12 protein-coding genes are annotated in these 15586 nt (G+C 71.2%); 4 read left to right on the top strand and 8 right to left on the bottom strand.

Annotated elements, in window-relative coordinates; genetic code table 11:
• Positions 1 to 9: 9 nt before the first annotated feature.
• Positions 10 to 1899: an ABC transporter ATP-binding protein gene (locus tag ACQPWZ_RS02195; RefSeq protein WP_433570447.1), complete on the bottom strand. Its 1890-nt coding sequence runs from the start codon at positions 1897 to 1899 to the stop codon at positions 10 to 12.
• 311 nt (positions 1900 to 2210) lie between these two features.
• Here ACQPWZ_RS02195 and ACQPWZ_RS02190 point away from each other — a divergent pair, with 311 nt between their 5' ends.
• Positions 2211 to 2450, top strand: a complete 240-nt coding sequence (locus ACQPWZ_RS02190; RefSeq protein ID WP_340477700.1) for a DUF2630 family protein — start codon at positions 2211 to 2213, stop codon at positions 2448 to 2450.
• A gap of 86 nt (positions 2451 to 2536) precedes the next feature.
• On the opposite strand, the gene ACQPWZ_RS02185 is transcribed toward ACQPWZ_RS02190, so the two are convergent.
• Positions 2537 to 4969 (bottom strand): glycoside hydrolase family 95 protein, encoded by a 2433-nt coding sequence (locus ACQPWZ_RS02185; protein ID WP_433570446.1) that lies wholly within the window; start codon positions 4967 to 4969, stop codon positions 2537 to 2539.
• A 308-nt stretch (positions 4970 to 5277) separates the two neighbouring features.
• Positions 5278 to 5901, bottom strand: coding sequence for a CGNR zinc finger domain-containing protein (locus ACQPWZ_RS02180; protein ID WP_433570445.1), 624 nt, complete (start codon positions 5899 to 5901; stop codon positions 5278 to 5280).
• Positions 5902 to 5958: 57 nt separating this feature from the next.
• Here ACQPWZ_RS02180 and ACQPWZ_RS02175 point away from each other — a divergent pair, with 57 nt between their 5' ends.
• Positions 5959 to 6741, top strand: a complete 783-nt coding sequence (locus ACQPWZ_RS02175) for an AzlC family ABC transporter permease (RefSeq protein WP_433570444.1) — start codon at positions 5959 to 5961, stop codon at positions 6739 to 6741.
• Positions 6738 to 7052 (top strand): AzlD domain-containing protein, encoded by a 315-nt coding sequence (locus ACQPWZ_RS02170; protein WP_383242569.1) that lies wholly within the window; start codon positions 6738 to 6740, stop codon positions 7050 to 7052. The genes ACQPWZ_RS02175 and ACQPWZ_RS02170 overlap by 4 nt, the downstream gene beginning before the upstream one ends.
• A 198-nt stretch (positions 7053 to 7250) precedes the next feature.
• Here the strand turns inward: ACQPWZ_RS02170 and ACQPWZ_RS02165 are convergent, their stop codons facing one another.
• On the bottom strand, positions 7251 to 7742 hold the full coding sequence (locus ACQPWZ_RS02165; protein ID WP_340471404.1) for a peptidylprolyl isomerase: 492 nt from the start codon (positions 7740 to 7742) through the stop codon (positions 7251 to 7253).
• Positions 7743 to 7880: 138 nt separating this feature from the next.
• On the opposite strand from ACQPWZ_RS02165, the gene ACQPWZ_RS02160 reads away from it, so the two are divergent.
• The gene (locus tag ACQPWZ_RS02160) at positions 7881 to 8849 is read left to right on the top strand and encodes an SDR family NAD(P)-dependent oxidoreductase (protein WP_433570443.1); all 969 of its coding nucleotides are present in this window, start codon (positions 7881 to 7883) and stop codon (positions 8847 to 8849) included.
• 413 nt (positions 8850 to 9262) lie between these two features.
• Here ACQPWZ_RS02160 and ACQPWZ_RS02155 read toward each other — a convergent pair whose 3' ends face one another.
• The 4 genes from ACQPWZ_RS02155 to ACQPWZ_RS02140 form a co-directional block, all read right to left on the bottom strand.
• Positions 9263 to 9967: a class F sortase gene (locus tag ACQPWZ_RS02155; protein WP_433570442.1), complete on the bottom strand. Its 705-nt coding sequence runs from the start codon at positions 9965 to 9967 to the stop codon at positions 9263 to 9265.
• Between the two features lie 173 nt (positions 9968 to 10140).
• Complete coding sequence (locus ACQPWZ_RS02150; RefSeq protein ID WP_433570441.1) at positions 10141 to 10947, bottom strand: hypothetical protein; 807 nt, start codon at positions 10945 to 10947, stop codon at positions 10141 to 10143.
• Between the two features lie 279 nt (positions 10948 to 11226).
• Entirely contained in the window at positions 11227 to 12495 is a 1269-nt protein-coding gene (locus ACQPWZ_RS02145; RefSeq protein ID WP_433570440.1) for a PucR family transcriptional regulator, read from the bottom strand.
• A 105-nt stretch (positions 12496 to 12600) separates the two neighbouring features.
• On the bottom strand, positions 12601 to 15468 hold the full coding sequence (locus tag ACQPWZ_RS02140; RefSeq protein ID WP_433570439.1) for a LuxR C-terminal-related transcriptional regulator: 2868 nt from the start codon (positions 15466 to 15468) through the stop codon (positions 12601 to 12603).
• Positions 15469 to 15586 lie beyond the last annotated feature (118 nt).

Here is a 15586-nt window from a genome sequence, read left to right as displayed (position 1 = left end):
CCCGCCGCTTCAGCTGACCGGCTGCGCCTCGGCCGCGCCGGGGCGGTCGAACTGGGTCCGGTACAGCTGCTCGTAGCGGCCGCCCTCAGCCAGCAGCTCGCTGTGGGTGCCCCGTTCGACGACCCTGCCCTCCTCGACGACGAGGATCAGATCGGCCGCCCGTACGGTGGAGAGCCGGTGGGCGATCACGACGGCGGTACGCCCCTCCAGCGCCTCCGCCAGCGCTTCCTGGACGGCTGCTTCCGAGGTGGAGTCGAGATGCGCGGTCGCCTCGTCGAGGATGACGACCCGCTGACGGGCCAGCAGGAGCCGGGCGATCGTGAGCCGTTGACGTTCTCCGCCGGAGAGGCGGTAGCCACGCTCGCCCACGACGGTGTCCAGACCGTCGGGCAGTGAGGCCACGAGTCCGTCGAGACGCGAACGCCGCAGCGCGTCCCAGATGTCGTCCTCGGTGGCGTCCGGCCGGGCGAGCAGCAGGTTGGCCCGGACGGACTCGTGGAAGAGGTGGCCGTCCTGGGTGACCATGCCGATCGTGTCGCGGATCGAGTCCGCGGTCAGGTCGCGCACATCGACGCCGTTCAGCCGCACCGAGCCCGCGTCCGCGTCGTAGAGCCTCGGCAGGAGCTGAGCGATCGTCGACTTGCCCGCGCCGGACGAGCCGACCAGCGCAATCATTCGTCCGGGCTCCGCACGGAACGAGATGTCGTGCAGCACCTCCGTGCCACCGCGGGAGTCGAGCGTGGCCACCTCTTCGAGCGAGGCGAGGGAGACCTTGTCCGCGGAGGGGTAGCCGAAGCGCACGCCGTCGAACTCCACCGACACGGGCCCGTCCGGTACGCGGCGGGCGTCCGGCTTCTCGGCGATCAGCGGTTTCAGATCGAGGACCTCGAAGACCCGCTCGAAGCTGACCAGGGCGCTCATCACCTCCACCCGGGCGCCGGCCAGTGCGGTCAGCGGGGCGTAGAGGCGGGTGAGGAGCAGTGCGAGGGCGACCACGGCGCCCGGCTCCAGGGTGCCGCGGAGCGCGTAGTAGCCGCCGAGGCCGTAGACCAGGGCGAGCGCCAGGGCGGACACCAGGGTGAGTGCGGTGATGAAGACGGACTGGGACATGGCGGTACGGATGCCGATGTCCCGCACCCGGCGGGCGCGGGCGGCGAACTCGGCCGACTCGTCGGCGGGCCGGCCGAACAGCTTGACCAGCGTCGCGCCGGGGGCGGAGAAACGCTCGGTCATCTGGGTCCCCATGGCGGCGTTGTGCTGCGCGGCCTCACGCTGGAGCCGGGCCATCCGGGCACCCATACGGCGGGCGGGGACGACGAACACCGGCAGCAGAACGAGCGCGAGGAGGGTGATCTGCCAGGAGATGCTCACCATCACGGCGAGGGTGAGCAACAGGGTCACGAGGTTGGAGACCACACCGGAAAGCGTGTTGCTGAACGCCCGCTGCGCCCCGATGACGTCGTTGTTGAGTCTGCTGACGAGTGCGCCGGTGCGGGTCCGGGTGAAGAACGCGACCGGCATCCGCTGGACGTGGTCGAAGACCGCCGTACGGAGATCGAGGATCAGGCCTTCGCCGAGCGTGGCCGACAGACGGCGGGTGAGCAGACCGAGTCCCGCCTCCGCGACCGCGATGACGGCGATGAGCAGCGCGAGGCGGGTCACCGTGCCCGAGTCACGGCCCTTGACGATCGCGTCCACGACCCGCCCCGCGAGCACCGGCGTGGCGACGGCGAGCAGGGCGGTGATCACGCTCAGCAGCAGGAACCGGTAGAGCTCGCCGCGATGGGGCCGGGCGAATGCGCCGATGCGGCGCAGGGTGGCCCGGGAGAAGGGCCTCCTGTCCTCCTGGGCGTTCATCGCGCTGTGCAGCGATGTCCACGCGGTGACTTCCATGTCCATGGGTGGTGCCTCCGGAGAGTGTGGGCCGGCGCTCGGATCCCGTCGGCCGGCATGGCCCGGGGCGCACAGACAAAGCTAGAACCTCAACCAAACTTGAGGTCAACTGCATCGAGAGTCGGGTGCTCGGGCCGCGGTCGGGGTGCGGTGGAACGCGTCGGGTGCACGGTGGCCACCGTAGGGGTCGGCGCGACACCTCGTGGTGCGTTCCGGCCCGGCCGCCGCCGACCGCGTCGGGTGCCCGGGGGAGGGCTACAGTCGTGAAGAGGGCGACCGCGATCTCCCTCATGACGAGTCACTCCGAGGAGCACACGATGCCGGATGACATTCTTCAGACGATCGACGCCCTAGTCGCGGAGGAGCACCAGCTCCGCTCCCAGGCGCCCGGCTCGGGTCTGGACGCCGCCGAGCGGGCCAGGCTGGAGCAGCTGGAACAGCGCCTCGATCAGTGCTGGGACCTGCTCCGCCAGCGCCGTGCGCGCGTCGAGGCGGGCGAGGACCCGGCGGACGCCCAGGCCCGCCCGATCGACGAGGTCGAGTCGTACCAGCAGTAGCGAGGACATGGCGAGCCGGCCCGGCGGCAGTGGGTCCCGGACTGCATCTGCTCCCACGTGCCGCACGCGGGAGCAGATGCGATCGCCTACTGCGCGGGGCGGATTCGATACGTCGTGCCCGTCTCCGCCGTGAAGGCCGTGACACCGGACTCCGGACGTGTGACCGGCACCTGTACGCCCGTGGACGTCGTCACCGTCACGGCGCGCGCTGTACGCAGTCGCGCGGGCCCGCTCGTCCGCGCATGCAGCACCGCCTCGGTCAGTACGCCGCCCGCCCAGGTCACATCGGCCTCGAAGCCGCCGCGCGCCAACAGTCCCCGGACACTGCCGTTCGGCAGGCCGGGCGGCAGCGCGGGCAGCAGATGCAGCTCGTCGTGCTGGCTCTGCACGAGCCATTCCGTGATCCCGGCCGTGGCACCGAAGTTGCCGTCGATCTGGAACGGCGGATGGAGATCGAACAGGTTGGGTGCCGTCCGCTCGGGTGTGAGCAGGTCGGACAGCAACTGGTGGGAACGCTCGCCCTCCTGGAGTCGTGCCCAGAAGTTGATCTTCCAGGCGAGCGACCAGCCGGTGCCCGCGTCCCCGCGCTGCACCAGGGTCGTCCGGGCGGCGGCGAACAGGTCGGGCGTACGGGTGCGGCTGATCTGGTTGCTCGGATGCAGCCCGTACAGATGGGAGATGTGCCGGTGCTGCCGCTCGGGGGCGCCGTCGTCCCAGTCCTGCTGCCACTCCTGGAGCTGTCCCTGTGCGCCGATCCTCATCGTGGCGAGCCGGGCCCGCGCCGACCGGACCCGGGTGCGGAAGTCGGCGTCGACACCGAGGACTTCGGCGGCACCGGTGACGGCGTCGAACAGGTCGCGCAGAATCTGGTTGTCCATCGTCGGCCCGGCGCACAGCGATCCGCCGGCTCCGCTGTGGTGTGCGTTCTCGGGTGACACGGACGGGCAGGTGACCAGCGCGCCCGTCGTCGGATCGGTGACCAGCGCGCCCAGGAAGAACTGCGCCGCGCCTTTGAGTACGGGGTAACGACGCCCCAGCGCTGCCGCGTCGCGGGTGTAGCGGTAGTGCTCCCAGATCGCGAGGGACATCCAGGCGCCGCCGGTCGGCCACATGCCCCAGAAGGCACCGTCCACCGGAGCCGTGCCACGCCAGGCATCGGTGTTGTGGTGGGTGACCCAGCCGTCCACGCCGTAGTGCGTCCGCGCGGTGGACCGCCCGGCCACGGCCAGCTCGTCGAGCATCGCGAAGACGGGGTCCCAGCACTCCAGGAGGTTGGCCGGACCCGCGGGCCAGTAGTTCATCTCGGTGTTGATGTTGATCGTGTACTTGGATCCCCAGGGCGGACCGACCAGGTTGTTCCACAAGCCCTGCAGATTGGCGGGCTGAGTGCCGGGCCGGGAGCACGCGATCAGCAGGTAGCGGCCGAACTGGAAGTGGAGCTCGACCAGTTGGGGATCATCTCCGGCGGCGAAGCGGGCGACGCGCTCGTCCGTGGGCAGGTTCGCCGCCTCACTCGTCCCCACGTCCAGCGAGGTGCGGCGGAACAGGGTGCGGTGATCCTCGACGTGCCGGGTCCGCAGCTCCGCGTACGGGCGGTTCGCCGCCGCGTTCAGACGGGACGCGGCGACGGCCGCGGCGTCACCGCCGGCGTTCTCCCACGAGACGTACGACGTTCCCACCGACACGAGGACCGTGGCGGCGTTCGCTCCGCGTACCGTGACCGTTCCGCCGACGCTGGACGCGGTCCCGCCCTCGGCCAGAACCCGTACGAGGGCGCGGAACCGCACCGTGCCGCTCACTCCGCCCGCGTCGTCACCCGTCCCGTCCAGCGCGGCGGTCAGCGGGTCCGGAGAGGACAGGGCGAAGCGCATGGGGCTCTCGAAACCCGCCGTGAAGGTCAGCGAGCCGGGGCGTGAGGCGGTCAGCCGGACGGCGATCACCTGGTCGGGGTGGCTGGCGAATGCCTCACGGGTCCAGGTGACACCGTCACGGACGTACGAGGTCGTGGTGACCGCCGAGTCCAGGTCCAGCGCGCGGCGGTAGCCGGACACGATCCCTGCCACCGGCAGCCCCAACCGCAGGCTGCCGACCGTCTGGTAGTGCAACTGGCTGCCGGGCAGGCCGAGGAAGTCGGAGTTGACGAGCCGTTCGGCCTCCGCCCAGTTGCCGTCGAAGACCAGCTGTTTGATGCGGGGGAGCGCGGCGAACGCCTTGGGATTGTCGTACTCGTGCGGGCCTCCGGCCCAGACGGTGTCGTCGCTCAGCTGAAGTTCTTCGTTGTCGGTGCCGCCGTACACCATGGCGCCCAGTCGGCCGTTGCCGATCGGCAACGCTTGCAGCCACTCGGTGGCCGGGGTGGGGTACCAGAGCGTCAACGGCCGTGCGTATGGGGCCGGTTGCGGGGTGAGAGGTGCTGACTGCGCGGAGGCGCTCTGTTCCGTGAGGCCCGTCGCGGCGACGCCCGCGGTGGCGGAGGCGGTGAGGGCCATGAACGTTCTGCGTCCGATGTCGGAGGTCACTACGGCTCCAGAAGTGGGGGTGTGGAGAGCCGTCGATGGCAGGTCGCGTCGCTGATTGCCCGGGCGTGTTGTTCGCTCGGGGGAGGGGCACGAGCATCCCCAGAAGGGGGAACGGCCCACCGGCTTCGGCTCGGGCGCGCGCCGTCGCGCCCACGGACACGGGACGGGAGAAGGGCGCGCGGGCCCCGGGAACTCATGTCCCGTACATGCCATGGACGGTACCGGCGGGCCGGGGATTTGCACAGTGGGCTGACAAATCCCGGGGCGGGTGGCGTTGTCCTCTACGCGGGGTCGGGTCGGCGCGTGTCTCAGGGCGCCTTACTGCCCTGTCGGCCTGCCGACGGGTGCTTCCGGGCGTAGTGCCGGCGTGCGCGGTCCCTGTTCCCGCAGTCGCCGGAGCTGCACCAGCGGCGTGTGCCCGCGCGGCTGCGGTCCAGGAAGAACCAGCCGCAGCCGGGGCCCGCGCAGCGGTGGATGCGGTGCAGATCGTCGCTTGCCAGTAGTTGTTCGGCTTGCAGGGCCAGCGTGCCCCGGAGTGTGGCGAGGCCGGGCGGGGCGGGTTGCCAGCGCAGTGGAAGGGTGGGGGGCAGCGCGGCCTTGGCTCTGGCCTCGACCAGGGCGCGGCGTACGGAATCCCATGCGGGCTGTGGCAGCGGCCGGTCATCGACGAGGGCGTCGAGGACGGCCCACAGGGCCTCGCGCAGCTCGACCAGGGCGAGCCGCGCCGGCTCGTCCGCGTCCCGCCCGGAGGCCGCTCCGGACCGGAGCGCTCCGGCCGCGACACCCCAACGGGCCCAGGCGTCCGCACTGTTCACACGATCCGCTCGGCGTGCCTCGTCGTGGCGCCAGGAGACCGTGTTGACGAAATCGAGCACCGGGTGTCCGCCGATCATGGCGACGTCGGCAGTGGCCGCAGGATCTTCCTCACTCACAGGACCAGCCTACCTCTCTAACGGCCGTAGGTGCCTTATGGGTGTTAGTCTGAAGGTATGATCGCTGCACGGTTCAGGGAAGGCATGGCCGTCGGATCAGGGCTCGCCATGGCGGCGTTCGCGCTCGCCGTGAGCTTCGGCGCCCTGTCGCAGACCCAGGACTGGGGCACGGTCGCCCCGATCGTGTGCTCGGTGATCGTCTTCTCCGGCTCGGCGCAGTTCGCCCTGCTCGCGACGCTGGGTGCGGGCGGCGGAGTCGTGACGGCCGTTGCCGCCGCGGCCCTCATCAACAGCAGGTTCCTGCCCATGGGCATCGCCGTGGCCGGTGATCTGCGGGGCGGGCCGGTGCGCCGATCGCTGGAGGGCCAGACCGTGGTCGACGGTTCCTGGGTCGCCGCGCACCGCGGCGGCGGCCGATTCGACCGTGACCTGCTCCTCGGCGCGACCGCGGTCCAGTGGCCGGCGTGGATCGGCGGAACCGTGGTGGGTGTCGTACTGGCGCCGGACGCGGATCTCCTCCACACGCTCGGTCTGGACGTGCTCACCCCGGCGTTCTTCGTCGCGCTCCTGCTCGACGAGGTGCGCAAGGAGCGAGCGAACCGTGCCGCGGCCGTGCTCGGGGCCGTCGTCGCCGGTGTTCTGGTGATCTTCCTGCCGACAGGACCCGCCTTGATCGGGTCGGCGTCGGCCGCTCTGATCGCCCTGTTCGTACCGCGGAAGCAGTCGGGGAGCGGGGCCGGCACACCGGCCGAGGCTGAGCCTGAGGATGTCGCGGAAGCCGAGGCCGAGACAGGGTCCGCCGAGACGGACTCGGCCGAGACGGAGGACGCAGCGCGATGACCATGACCACCCTCTGGATCGCCATAGCCGCGACAGCCCTGGTGAGCTTCGCCTTCAAGGCCGTCGGCCCCGTCGTCCTGGGTGGCCGGGAGCTGCCCGACCGTGCGCGGTCCGTCATCGCGCTGCTCGCGCCCGCATTGCTGGCGGGCTTCGTTCTGGTGGAGACGGTCGGCCCCGGCTGGCGCGACCTGGATCTCACGCTGCTCGCGGGTCTCGGGGTCGCGCTCGGGCTGCGACTGCTGCGCGTGCCGCTCGTCGCCTCACTGCTCGCAGCGGTCGTGGTGACGGCACTGCTCAGGCTGTGGGTCTGAGCCGCTGCCGCTGTTGTTCGGCGGAGACGGCTCGCGGTCGCCGACATCGCCGGGCTTCTGCAACAGTCGTTCGCGCCACGGCTGTTGCACAGCAAGGGCGCACGCGACGCCCGGTCGAGAGAGATGGTGTCACGGCCGTACCGGCCCGGGGGGCAGGGGGCGCTACGCCCCCTGCCCTGGACCTGTGCCGGGCGAAGGTCAGAGCGTCCCGGACTCGGTGATGGCGATGCTCGCGGAGGTCCGCCCGTTCTGCGAACCGAGGCCCTCGATCTTCGTCACGAGGTCCTGGCCCGAGGTGACCTCGCCGAACACGACGTGCTTGCCGTCCAGCCACGGGGTGGGGATCGTCGTGATGAAGAACTGCGAGCCGTTGCTGTTCGGACCCGAGTTCGCCATCGACAGCAGGAACGGCCTGTCGTGCTTGAGCTGGAAGTTCTCGTCCTCGAACTTCGCGCCGTAGATGCTGCGGCCGCCCGTGCCGTTGCCCGCGGTGAAGTCGCCACCCTGGAGCATGAACTGAGGAATGACCCGGTGGAAGGGTGCGCCCTTGTAGCCGTAGCCGTGCTCACCGGTGGCGAGCGCGCGGAAGTTCTCCGCGGTCCTGGGCACCACGTCGTCGAACAGATCGAACTCGATCCGGCCGGCGGGTGCGTCATTGATGCTGATGTCGAAGTACACCTTGATCGTCATAGTCCTCATCCTGACATCTCGACCGCGCCGGTCGACAATTCATCGACACAGGGTGGCGCGGCGGCTGCGGTGTGTGCCCGGCCGGGCGCCGATCCAGCCTACGCGCGGGCTCGCGCCCCCGCGCGTAGGCTGAAAAGTATGGACCCACGACAGCACAGCATCGGTTCGGGGTTCGGAGCACTCAGCACCACGGATGACGTCCTGGCCGGCATCGACCTCACCGGGAAACTGGCCGTCGTGACCGGCGGCTATTCGGGAATCGGTCTGGAGACCGTGCGTGCCCTGACCGGCGCCGGCGCCCATGCGGTGGTACCCGCACGACGTGTCGCCCGCGCGGAGGAGGCGCTCGAGGGAATCGCCGGCGTGGAAGTGGGCGAACTGGACCTCGCCGACCAGGAGAGCGTACGGACGTACGCCGAGCGCTTCATCGCCACCGGCCGCAGCATCGACCTGATGATCAACAACGCCGGAATCATGGCGGCCCCCGAGGCGCGTGTCGGCCCCGGCTGGGAGTCCCAGTTCGCGACCAACCACCTGGGCCACTTCGCCCTGGTCAACCGACTGTGGCCGGCCATCGCGCAGGGCGGCGGTCGCGTGGTCTCGGTGTCCTCCAGGGGCCACCAGTTCTCCGGAATCCGCTGGGACGACATCCCGTTCGAGCGGGGCTACGACAAGTGGCAGGCGTACGGGCAGGCGAAGACGGCCAACGTGCTGTTCGCCGTGCAGCTCGACGCCCTGGGCCAGGGTTCCGGAGTGCGGGCGTTCTCCGTGCATCCGGGCGGCATCTTGACCTCCCTCGTCCGCCACATCCCGCGGGAGGAGATGATCGCCGCCGGCTGGGTGGACACCGAGGGCAACGTCACGATGGAGGGCCTCAAGACCCCGACGCAGGGCGCCGCGACGCAGGTGTGGGCGGCGACGTCTGCGCAACTGGACGGGATGGGCGGCCTCTACTGCGAGGACTGCGATGTCGCCGAACCGGCCGCGGACGACGCCGTGATGACCAGTGGGGTCAAGGCGTATGCGACCGATCCCGAGGAAGCGGCGCGGCTGTGGGTGCTGTCGGCCGAACTCACGGGCGTCGATGCGTTCGCGGCCACCGCCTGACACGGTCGACCCCGACGAATGGCGCCCGCCCGGCACGGCCGAGCCCGACGAACAGAGAGAGCCCTCAGCCGTCGGCGTCGCTGACGCGTACGAGGAACGAGTCGGTGTCGAGGTCCATCACACGGTGGCGGCGACGCCCCGCTGCTGTTGCTCGGCGGCGAACTCCTCGGCGTCCCACGACCCGCGGGGAGACCCGGCGGGGAAGATTTCGAGAACTGTCTCGCTCATGACGTGTCCCTCCGCCATCCGACTGCGTTCGCATCCCGTTCCCTTCGCTTGTTGCCTGTCGTCGGACATCCATGCCACCGGCCGCACCCGGCAACGACCGAGGCCCCGACCCGGTGGTGCCGGGGCCCGTCCTGCGGACCCTGGCTCCTCGGATCGGGGCCTGGAGGCCCTGCTCCCGGCCTGCCCTATCCGGCGGCGTCGAGGTGGGCGAAGACGACCACGTTCTCCGTGTAGTCCTTGACCTTGTGGTCGTAGTCGCCGCCGCAGGTGATCAGCCGCAACTGGGCGTCCGGAGCGTCGGCGTAGACACGGTCGTTGGGGAAGTTGGCCTTGCTGAAGCTCTCCACCGAGTCGACAAGGAAGTACGCGGTGGTGCCGTCCTTGCGCTTGATGTCGATCTTCGTGCCCGGAAGCACCGTACTGAGCTGCGCGAACACGGCGGGGCCCGTCTTGGTGTCCACATGACCGGCGACGATCGCCGTCCCGCGCGCCCCGGGGGCGACGCCGTCCTTGAACCAGCCGACCAGATTGTCGTCGGCGGCAGGGGGAGCGTCGAGCTGGCCGGACTTCCCGATGGCCAGCCCGGTGAAGGGCGCGTCGACGCCGATCGCGGGGATCGACAGCCGCGTCGGCGCGGACGGTGGCATCGCCGGCTTCTCTTCCGCAGCGGCGTCCTGTTCGGGAGCCTGTGCGACCACGGGCGGGACGGCACTTGTCGTGCCCTGTGTCATGCCCTGGGCGGTGGTCTGCGCCGAGGTGTCGAAGGAGCCGGTGATCAGGACCAGGCCGAGCCCGATCGCGGCAGCCGGCCACATCAGCCGGCGGACGACGCTGCGTGACGCGCGATCGGACCAGGACGAACCCTCAACCGGGGACAACTGACCGGCCATGACGGAGCGCCTTTCCTTGTGCGGCGGACGTTCTGAACGCTGATACGAAGACGAGCGGGTGATGCGGGAGACGGTGGTACGAGAGAGGTGACGGTGAAACGGGATACGGCGCTGCCGTGACCGCCTTTCCAGCCGGCCACGGCAGCGCAGTACTTCATGTGCGAGTCATACCATCAGGCGGCGTTGGCGCCGATCGAGCCACGGCGACGCAGCATGTACGCGCCGGCACCGAGACCACCGAGGAGCAGGACCGTGCCCGCGGCCGCGGCACTGCCGGAGACCGCGAGGCCGCCACCGCCGGTGTGCACGCCACCCTGCGGCTTGTCGTGCTTCCACGACTTGTCCTCGTCGCTCTTGCTGTAGCCGCTGTCCTTGTCCTCGTCCTTGTCCTTGTCCTTCTCCCAGTCGTCGTTCGACACCGTGGCGAGTGCGCCGCCGCCGGTGTGGACGCCGCCCTTCGGCTTGTCGTGCTTGCCGGAGTCGTCGTCGTCGTGCTTGGAGGAGGAGTCGTAGTCCTTGTCCTTGTCCTTGTCCTTCTCCTCGTCCTTGTTCTTGTCCTTGTCCTTCTCCCAGTCGTCGTTCGACACCGTGGCGAGTGCGCCGCCGCCGGTGTGGACGCCGCCCTTCGGCTTGTCGTGCTTGCCGGAGTCGTCGTCGTGCTTGGAGGAGGAGTCGTAGTCCTTGTCCTTGTCCTTGTCCTTCTCCTCGTCCTTGTTCTTGTCCTTGTCCTTCTCCCAGTCGTCGTTCGACACCGTGGCGAGTGCGCCGCCGCCGGTGTGGACGCCGCCCTTCGGCTTGTCGTGCTTGCCGGAGTCCTCGTCGTCGTGCTTGGACGAGTCGTCGTGGTGGTCGCTGCTCGAGGAGGAGCCCTTGTCCTTCTCCCAGTCGTCGCCGAACGTCATGGCGTACGCGGACGGCGCCGAGATCGAGAGGGCCGCTGTGACAGCGGCCGAGGCGAGCAGAATGCGGGCAGAGCGCATGAGAGGGTCCTTCCGCCGCAACTACGTAGGCTGACACAGCGTCCGCTCAGGGGTCCGCAGTAGCGACATGATCTACCGTCAGACGAATGCGGCATTCCCACCACTGGAGAGGTCGGTTCGGGAGCCGCTTCTTGACCCCTTCGAGTGGAGTGGGCCGGATCTTCACCCGGTGGGCGGCACGCCACGCCGAGGGCATGTTTCGCCGTTCGTGACGTCCTACGGGGCGCTGCCCCCATTTCGGTGCCCTTCAGCGGCGAGCTCCCGCCCCGAACCCCGTCCTCAGTCGCGCAGCAGGCGCCGCGCCGTGAGGGCCAGCGTGAACTCGACGACATCGGCAGGGCGGGTGAGGGACCGTCCGGTGAGCTGCTCGCAGCGGCGGAGCCGGTTGAGCACGGTGTTGCGGTGGCAGTAGAGCCGGGCGCCCGCCCGCTGGGCCGACCCCTCGCAGTCGAGCCAGACGGCGAGTGTGTCCAGCAGCAGGTCGCGGTCGGACGGGTCGAGCCGCAGCAGGGGACCGAGGACACGGTCGGCGAGCGCCGTGCCGAGCGCCGGGCTCGAGACGACCAGAGCCGCCGGCAGATGTTCGTCGAGCAGTACGGTGCCGCCGCTCGCGGGACAGGCGCGCAACGCGGTCTGAGCGAGACGGCGGGCGTCACCAACGGCGGCCAGGCCGTCGACGGCCGAACTGATACCGATGCGGGCGCCGGGCGGGCCGGTCATGTCCTCTGCCAGCCGTGCGAGACCGTCGTCGCCGATGAGCACGATCCCGTGCTCGGCGTCCGCGCCGGTGTGCCACACCATCCGCGTGCCAGGAGCCCGGGCCGCCGGCCGCGCCCCCGCGTAGGCGGCGCTCTGCCCGCCGTCGATCAGGACGACCGCGTATCTGCCGTCCTCCGGGAGACCGAGGGCGTCGGCCACCTCCGGCAGGTCGCCGATGCGGGTGGTGCCGTCGAGCAGCGCCGCCGTCATCACCCGCAAGCGGTTCTCACGCCGCCAGGTCAGCCGGCGCTCCACCTGCCGGTAGGCCTCGGCGACCAGGGCGCAGTGTTCATCGACGAAGTTCCAGACGTCGGCCGCCACATGCACGAGCAGCCGGACGTCGTCGGGACAGTGACGGGTCGTCTCGTCGACGAGTCCCTGCCAGACCATGCCGCCGCCGAGCCGGAAGGCGTGCAGCAACGCGTCCAGGGGCAGGCCCTGTTCTGCACGGGCCGCGCCGATCTTCCGGGAGCAGCGGTGGGCCGCTTCCCGGTTCTCCCGCGGGTCGAGCAGTGAATGGACACTGTGCCGCAGCGACCGGTGGGTCTCCTGCCACACGTCGGCGGCGTCCGCCTCGATCGCCGCCCGGTAGGCGGGCTCCTGCTCCCGCAGCGCGGCCAGCAACTGGTCGGTGAGTTCCGGCAGGCCGTCCAGCAGCACCCGGGCGGCGCGGTGGAGCACGTCGCGTGCCTCCTTGTCGACCTGCGATCGGACCCGGACCGTGCCTCGCGCGGCCGCGGTCGGAACTGCCGTGGGTACCTGGATCCGGGTTCGTACGATGTGCTGCATCGCGGCCCTCCGCCAAGGTCGACTCCGCCCGGTACACGCAGCGGAACCGCTCCGCGGCCGGGACGTTCGTTGAGTCCGAAGAATGGCATACCGTCCGGTCGGTCCCTAGGGGTCCGGACGATTCTTTTCCGCCTGGTCCACGAGCCGGGACAGCTCGACACGGGATCGGACCCCCAGGAGAGCGAAGACATTGCGCAGATGGTGGTCCACCGTGCGCGGGCTGAGCGAGAGCTGGAGGGCCACCTCACGGTTGGTCGCGCCGTCCGCGACACACCGGGCGATCCGCAGCTGCTGCGGTGTCAGACACGCCAGGGGGCCGGGCCGCTGTTCCCGCGCCCCCGCGCCGCCGGTCGCCCGCAGCTCCGCCCGCGTCTGCTCGGCCCAGACCAGGGCACCGGACCGTTCGAAGGCGAACAGCGCGTCCCTGAGCCGGCCCCTGGCCTCCCGCAGCCGTCGCCGTCGCCGCAGCCACTTCCCGTACAGCAGCAGGGTGCGGGCGCGTTCGAAGTCGCCGCCCGCCAGTTCGTGCCGGACCAGGGCGTGCTCGTACAGAGCCTCGGTCTCCTGCGCCGAAGCCAGCAGGGCGCGGCAGCGCGAGAGTTGGGCGGGTGCCTGCGGATCCGCTCCCTGGGCCGCCCACACGGCGAACTCCTCGACCGCCGTGGCGGTGTCCTCCGGCTCTCCGGCGAGCACGGCGGCCTCGACGTAGCAGGGCACCGCGAGCATGCGTACGGCGAAATGACCGCGCCGGTGGCCCGGCCGCACCAGCGGACCCAGCCGGGCGGCCGCGTCGGCGGCCCTGCCGCGTCCCAGGTCGGCTCGCGCGCGAGCCCATTCGGCGAGCGTGGCGGCCTGAGCGAGTCCGTGCGGGCCGGCGATGGCCAGGGCAGCTTCGGCATGTGCGGTGACCGCTTCGCCGGCCCCCTCGACCGATGCGGCCAGGGCCAGGATGGCGTGGTGATGGGCGACGGAGTTGCGCCGGCCGGTGCGGTGGGCGGCGCGCAGCCCCTCCTCGGCATGGGCCCGCGCGCGGGCGTGCCGCCCGGCACGCAGCTCGGCGTAGGCAAGATGTTCGAGGATCTGCGGCACCAGAGGCACGAGGTTGCGTGCCCGCGCCGCCGCCAGAGCGCGGGCGTTGACATGGCACGCCGCGGCGATGTTGCCGAGGACGAGGGCCGCGACACCGGCCCGTACGAGTCGGGCCGGGTCGTGATCGGTGGCGGCCCGGTCGAGTACGCGCCGCAGAGGCCGACGCGCTTCGTCGAGCCGTGCGCCGAGCGCGTGCAGCATGCCCGCGCGGTAGTCGTGGAACAGGTCGCCGTCGCCCCCGGGCCTTGCCGCCCCGTCGCCGGGCGGCCAGGCTGCCGGCGTGCGGAACTCCGTCGGCGAGCGCTCCCCGGTGGAGCTCTCCTCGCCGGGTGCGGACGCCGTCCGAGCGGCGCCGCCCAGCGCGACGAGGCAGGCCGGGACGTCACCCGCCGACCACGCCGCCTCGGTCGCGCCGAGCCTCGCCGTCAGCATGCGTTCCTGGTCGTACGGGCCGAGCAGAGCGGCGGCCAGCATCAGGATCTCGTATGCGTCCCCCACCGGACCGTCGTGCAATGCCAGGGTGCCGCGCACCAGTTCGGCGCAGCCCCGCACGGCGTCGTGCGCCGACTCCTGCCGGCCCGCCGCGAGCAGATCGCGGGCTCTGCCCGGATCTCCGGCGAACCACGCATGCTCGGCGGCGGCGGTCAGCCGGGACGTCCGGGCACTGCCAGGAGGCGTGAGGCGGGCCGCGCGGCCGAAGGCGACGGACCGTTCGAGGGGCGTCGCCCGTACATCGGGGGAGTCGGCGGCGGCCGCGAGACAGGCCGCGAGAGCGGGGTCGGGCCCGTCGGCGGCCAGGGCCCGGTGCAGCAGACGCGACAGCCGGTGGCGTTCGCCGCCGAGCACGGCCGCCAGCAGGCGATGTGCGGCGCGCCGCCGGGAGAGGGCCGCACCGCTGAGCACGGCACGAAGCAGCAGGGGGTCGTCGAACCGGATCCGGTTCCCGGCGCTGCGTGTCACACCGGCCGCCTCGGCGGCATCCAGGGCCGCGGGGTCGAACCCGGCAGCCCGGGCCGCTCGCATCAGCAGCGTCGCATCCGCCCCGGCGCCGTCCGGATTCTGCTCCTGCGCGGCGGCGACCAGAAGAAGCAACTGCCGTGTCGCAACCGGCAGTTCCTCCAGTCTGCTGCCGACAACGCGCAGAAGCGCGGCCCCGTCGGCGAGCGGCCTCGGTAACGGCGCGTGCCCCGCGAGCTGAGCAGCGGAGAGTCGCCGGACGACGGCGATGAGCAGGGCCGGGTTGCCGATCGCCTCGTGCAGTACCGCCTCCCGTACGTTCGGGTCGGCAGGATCGCCGGTCAGTTCCTCCGCCAGCTCGTCCACCAGGGTCGCCGCTGGGTCCTCCGCCAGGGGACCGAGGCGTACGACCGGCAGACCCGCGAAGTCCGCGGCGTCCGCCCGGTGTGCGGCCACCGACATCAGCAGCCCGACGCCCGGGAGCGAACCGGCGCGCCGGGCGGTATATCCCAGAGCCGCGCGCGACGCGGCGTCCCACAGATGTGCGTCGTCGACGCAGACGAGGAGGGTTTCACGGGCGTGTCCGCGCCGCAGGGCCTCGAGGAGCCCGGTGGGCGAGGTGCACGCGGGCGGGACCTCGCCCGGTGGGTCCGGTACCGGGGGAGCGCCGGTCAGGAGCGAGTTCACCCCGCTGTACGGGAGGTCGCGCTCGGCCCGCGCCGCCCGGACGTGCAGTACCGTCCCGGCATCACTGTCGCGAACAGCCTGCTCCAGCAGGGCAGTTCGCCCGAGACCCGGTTCCGCGGCAAGCACCAGCGCGGCGCCTCGCCCGGACCGGACCCGGTCCGCCAGTGCGGCCAGGGCCGCCAGTTCGGTGGTGCGGCCGTAGAGCCGCAGAGAGTGTCGTGCGGGCGTCCTTCCGGTCACACGGTCACGTTACGGCCGTGTCTCCACGGGCGGAAACCGCGGGTCCGCGGGCCACTCGCCCCCACTTCGGCCCTCTGAGCTGCAAGAACAGTACGCCGGGACGATATCGGCCGGCTCC

Source organism: Streptomyces sp. CA-251247 (assembly GCF_050952975.1).
Taxonomy (GTDB): Bacteria; Actinomycetota; Actinomycetes; order Streptomycetales; family Streptomycetaceae; genus Streptomyces; species Streptomyces achmelvichensis.
This window is presented reverse-complemented; position numbering and strand designations above follow the sequence as displayed.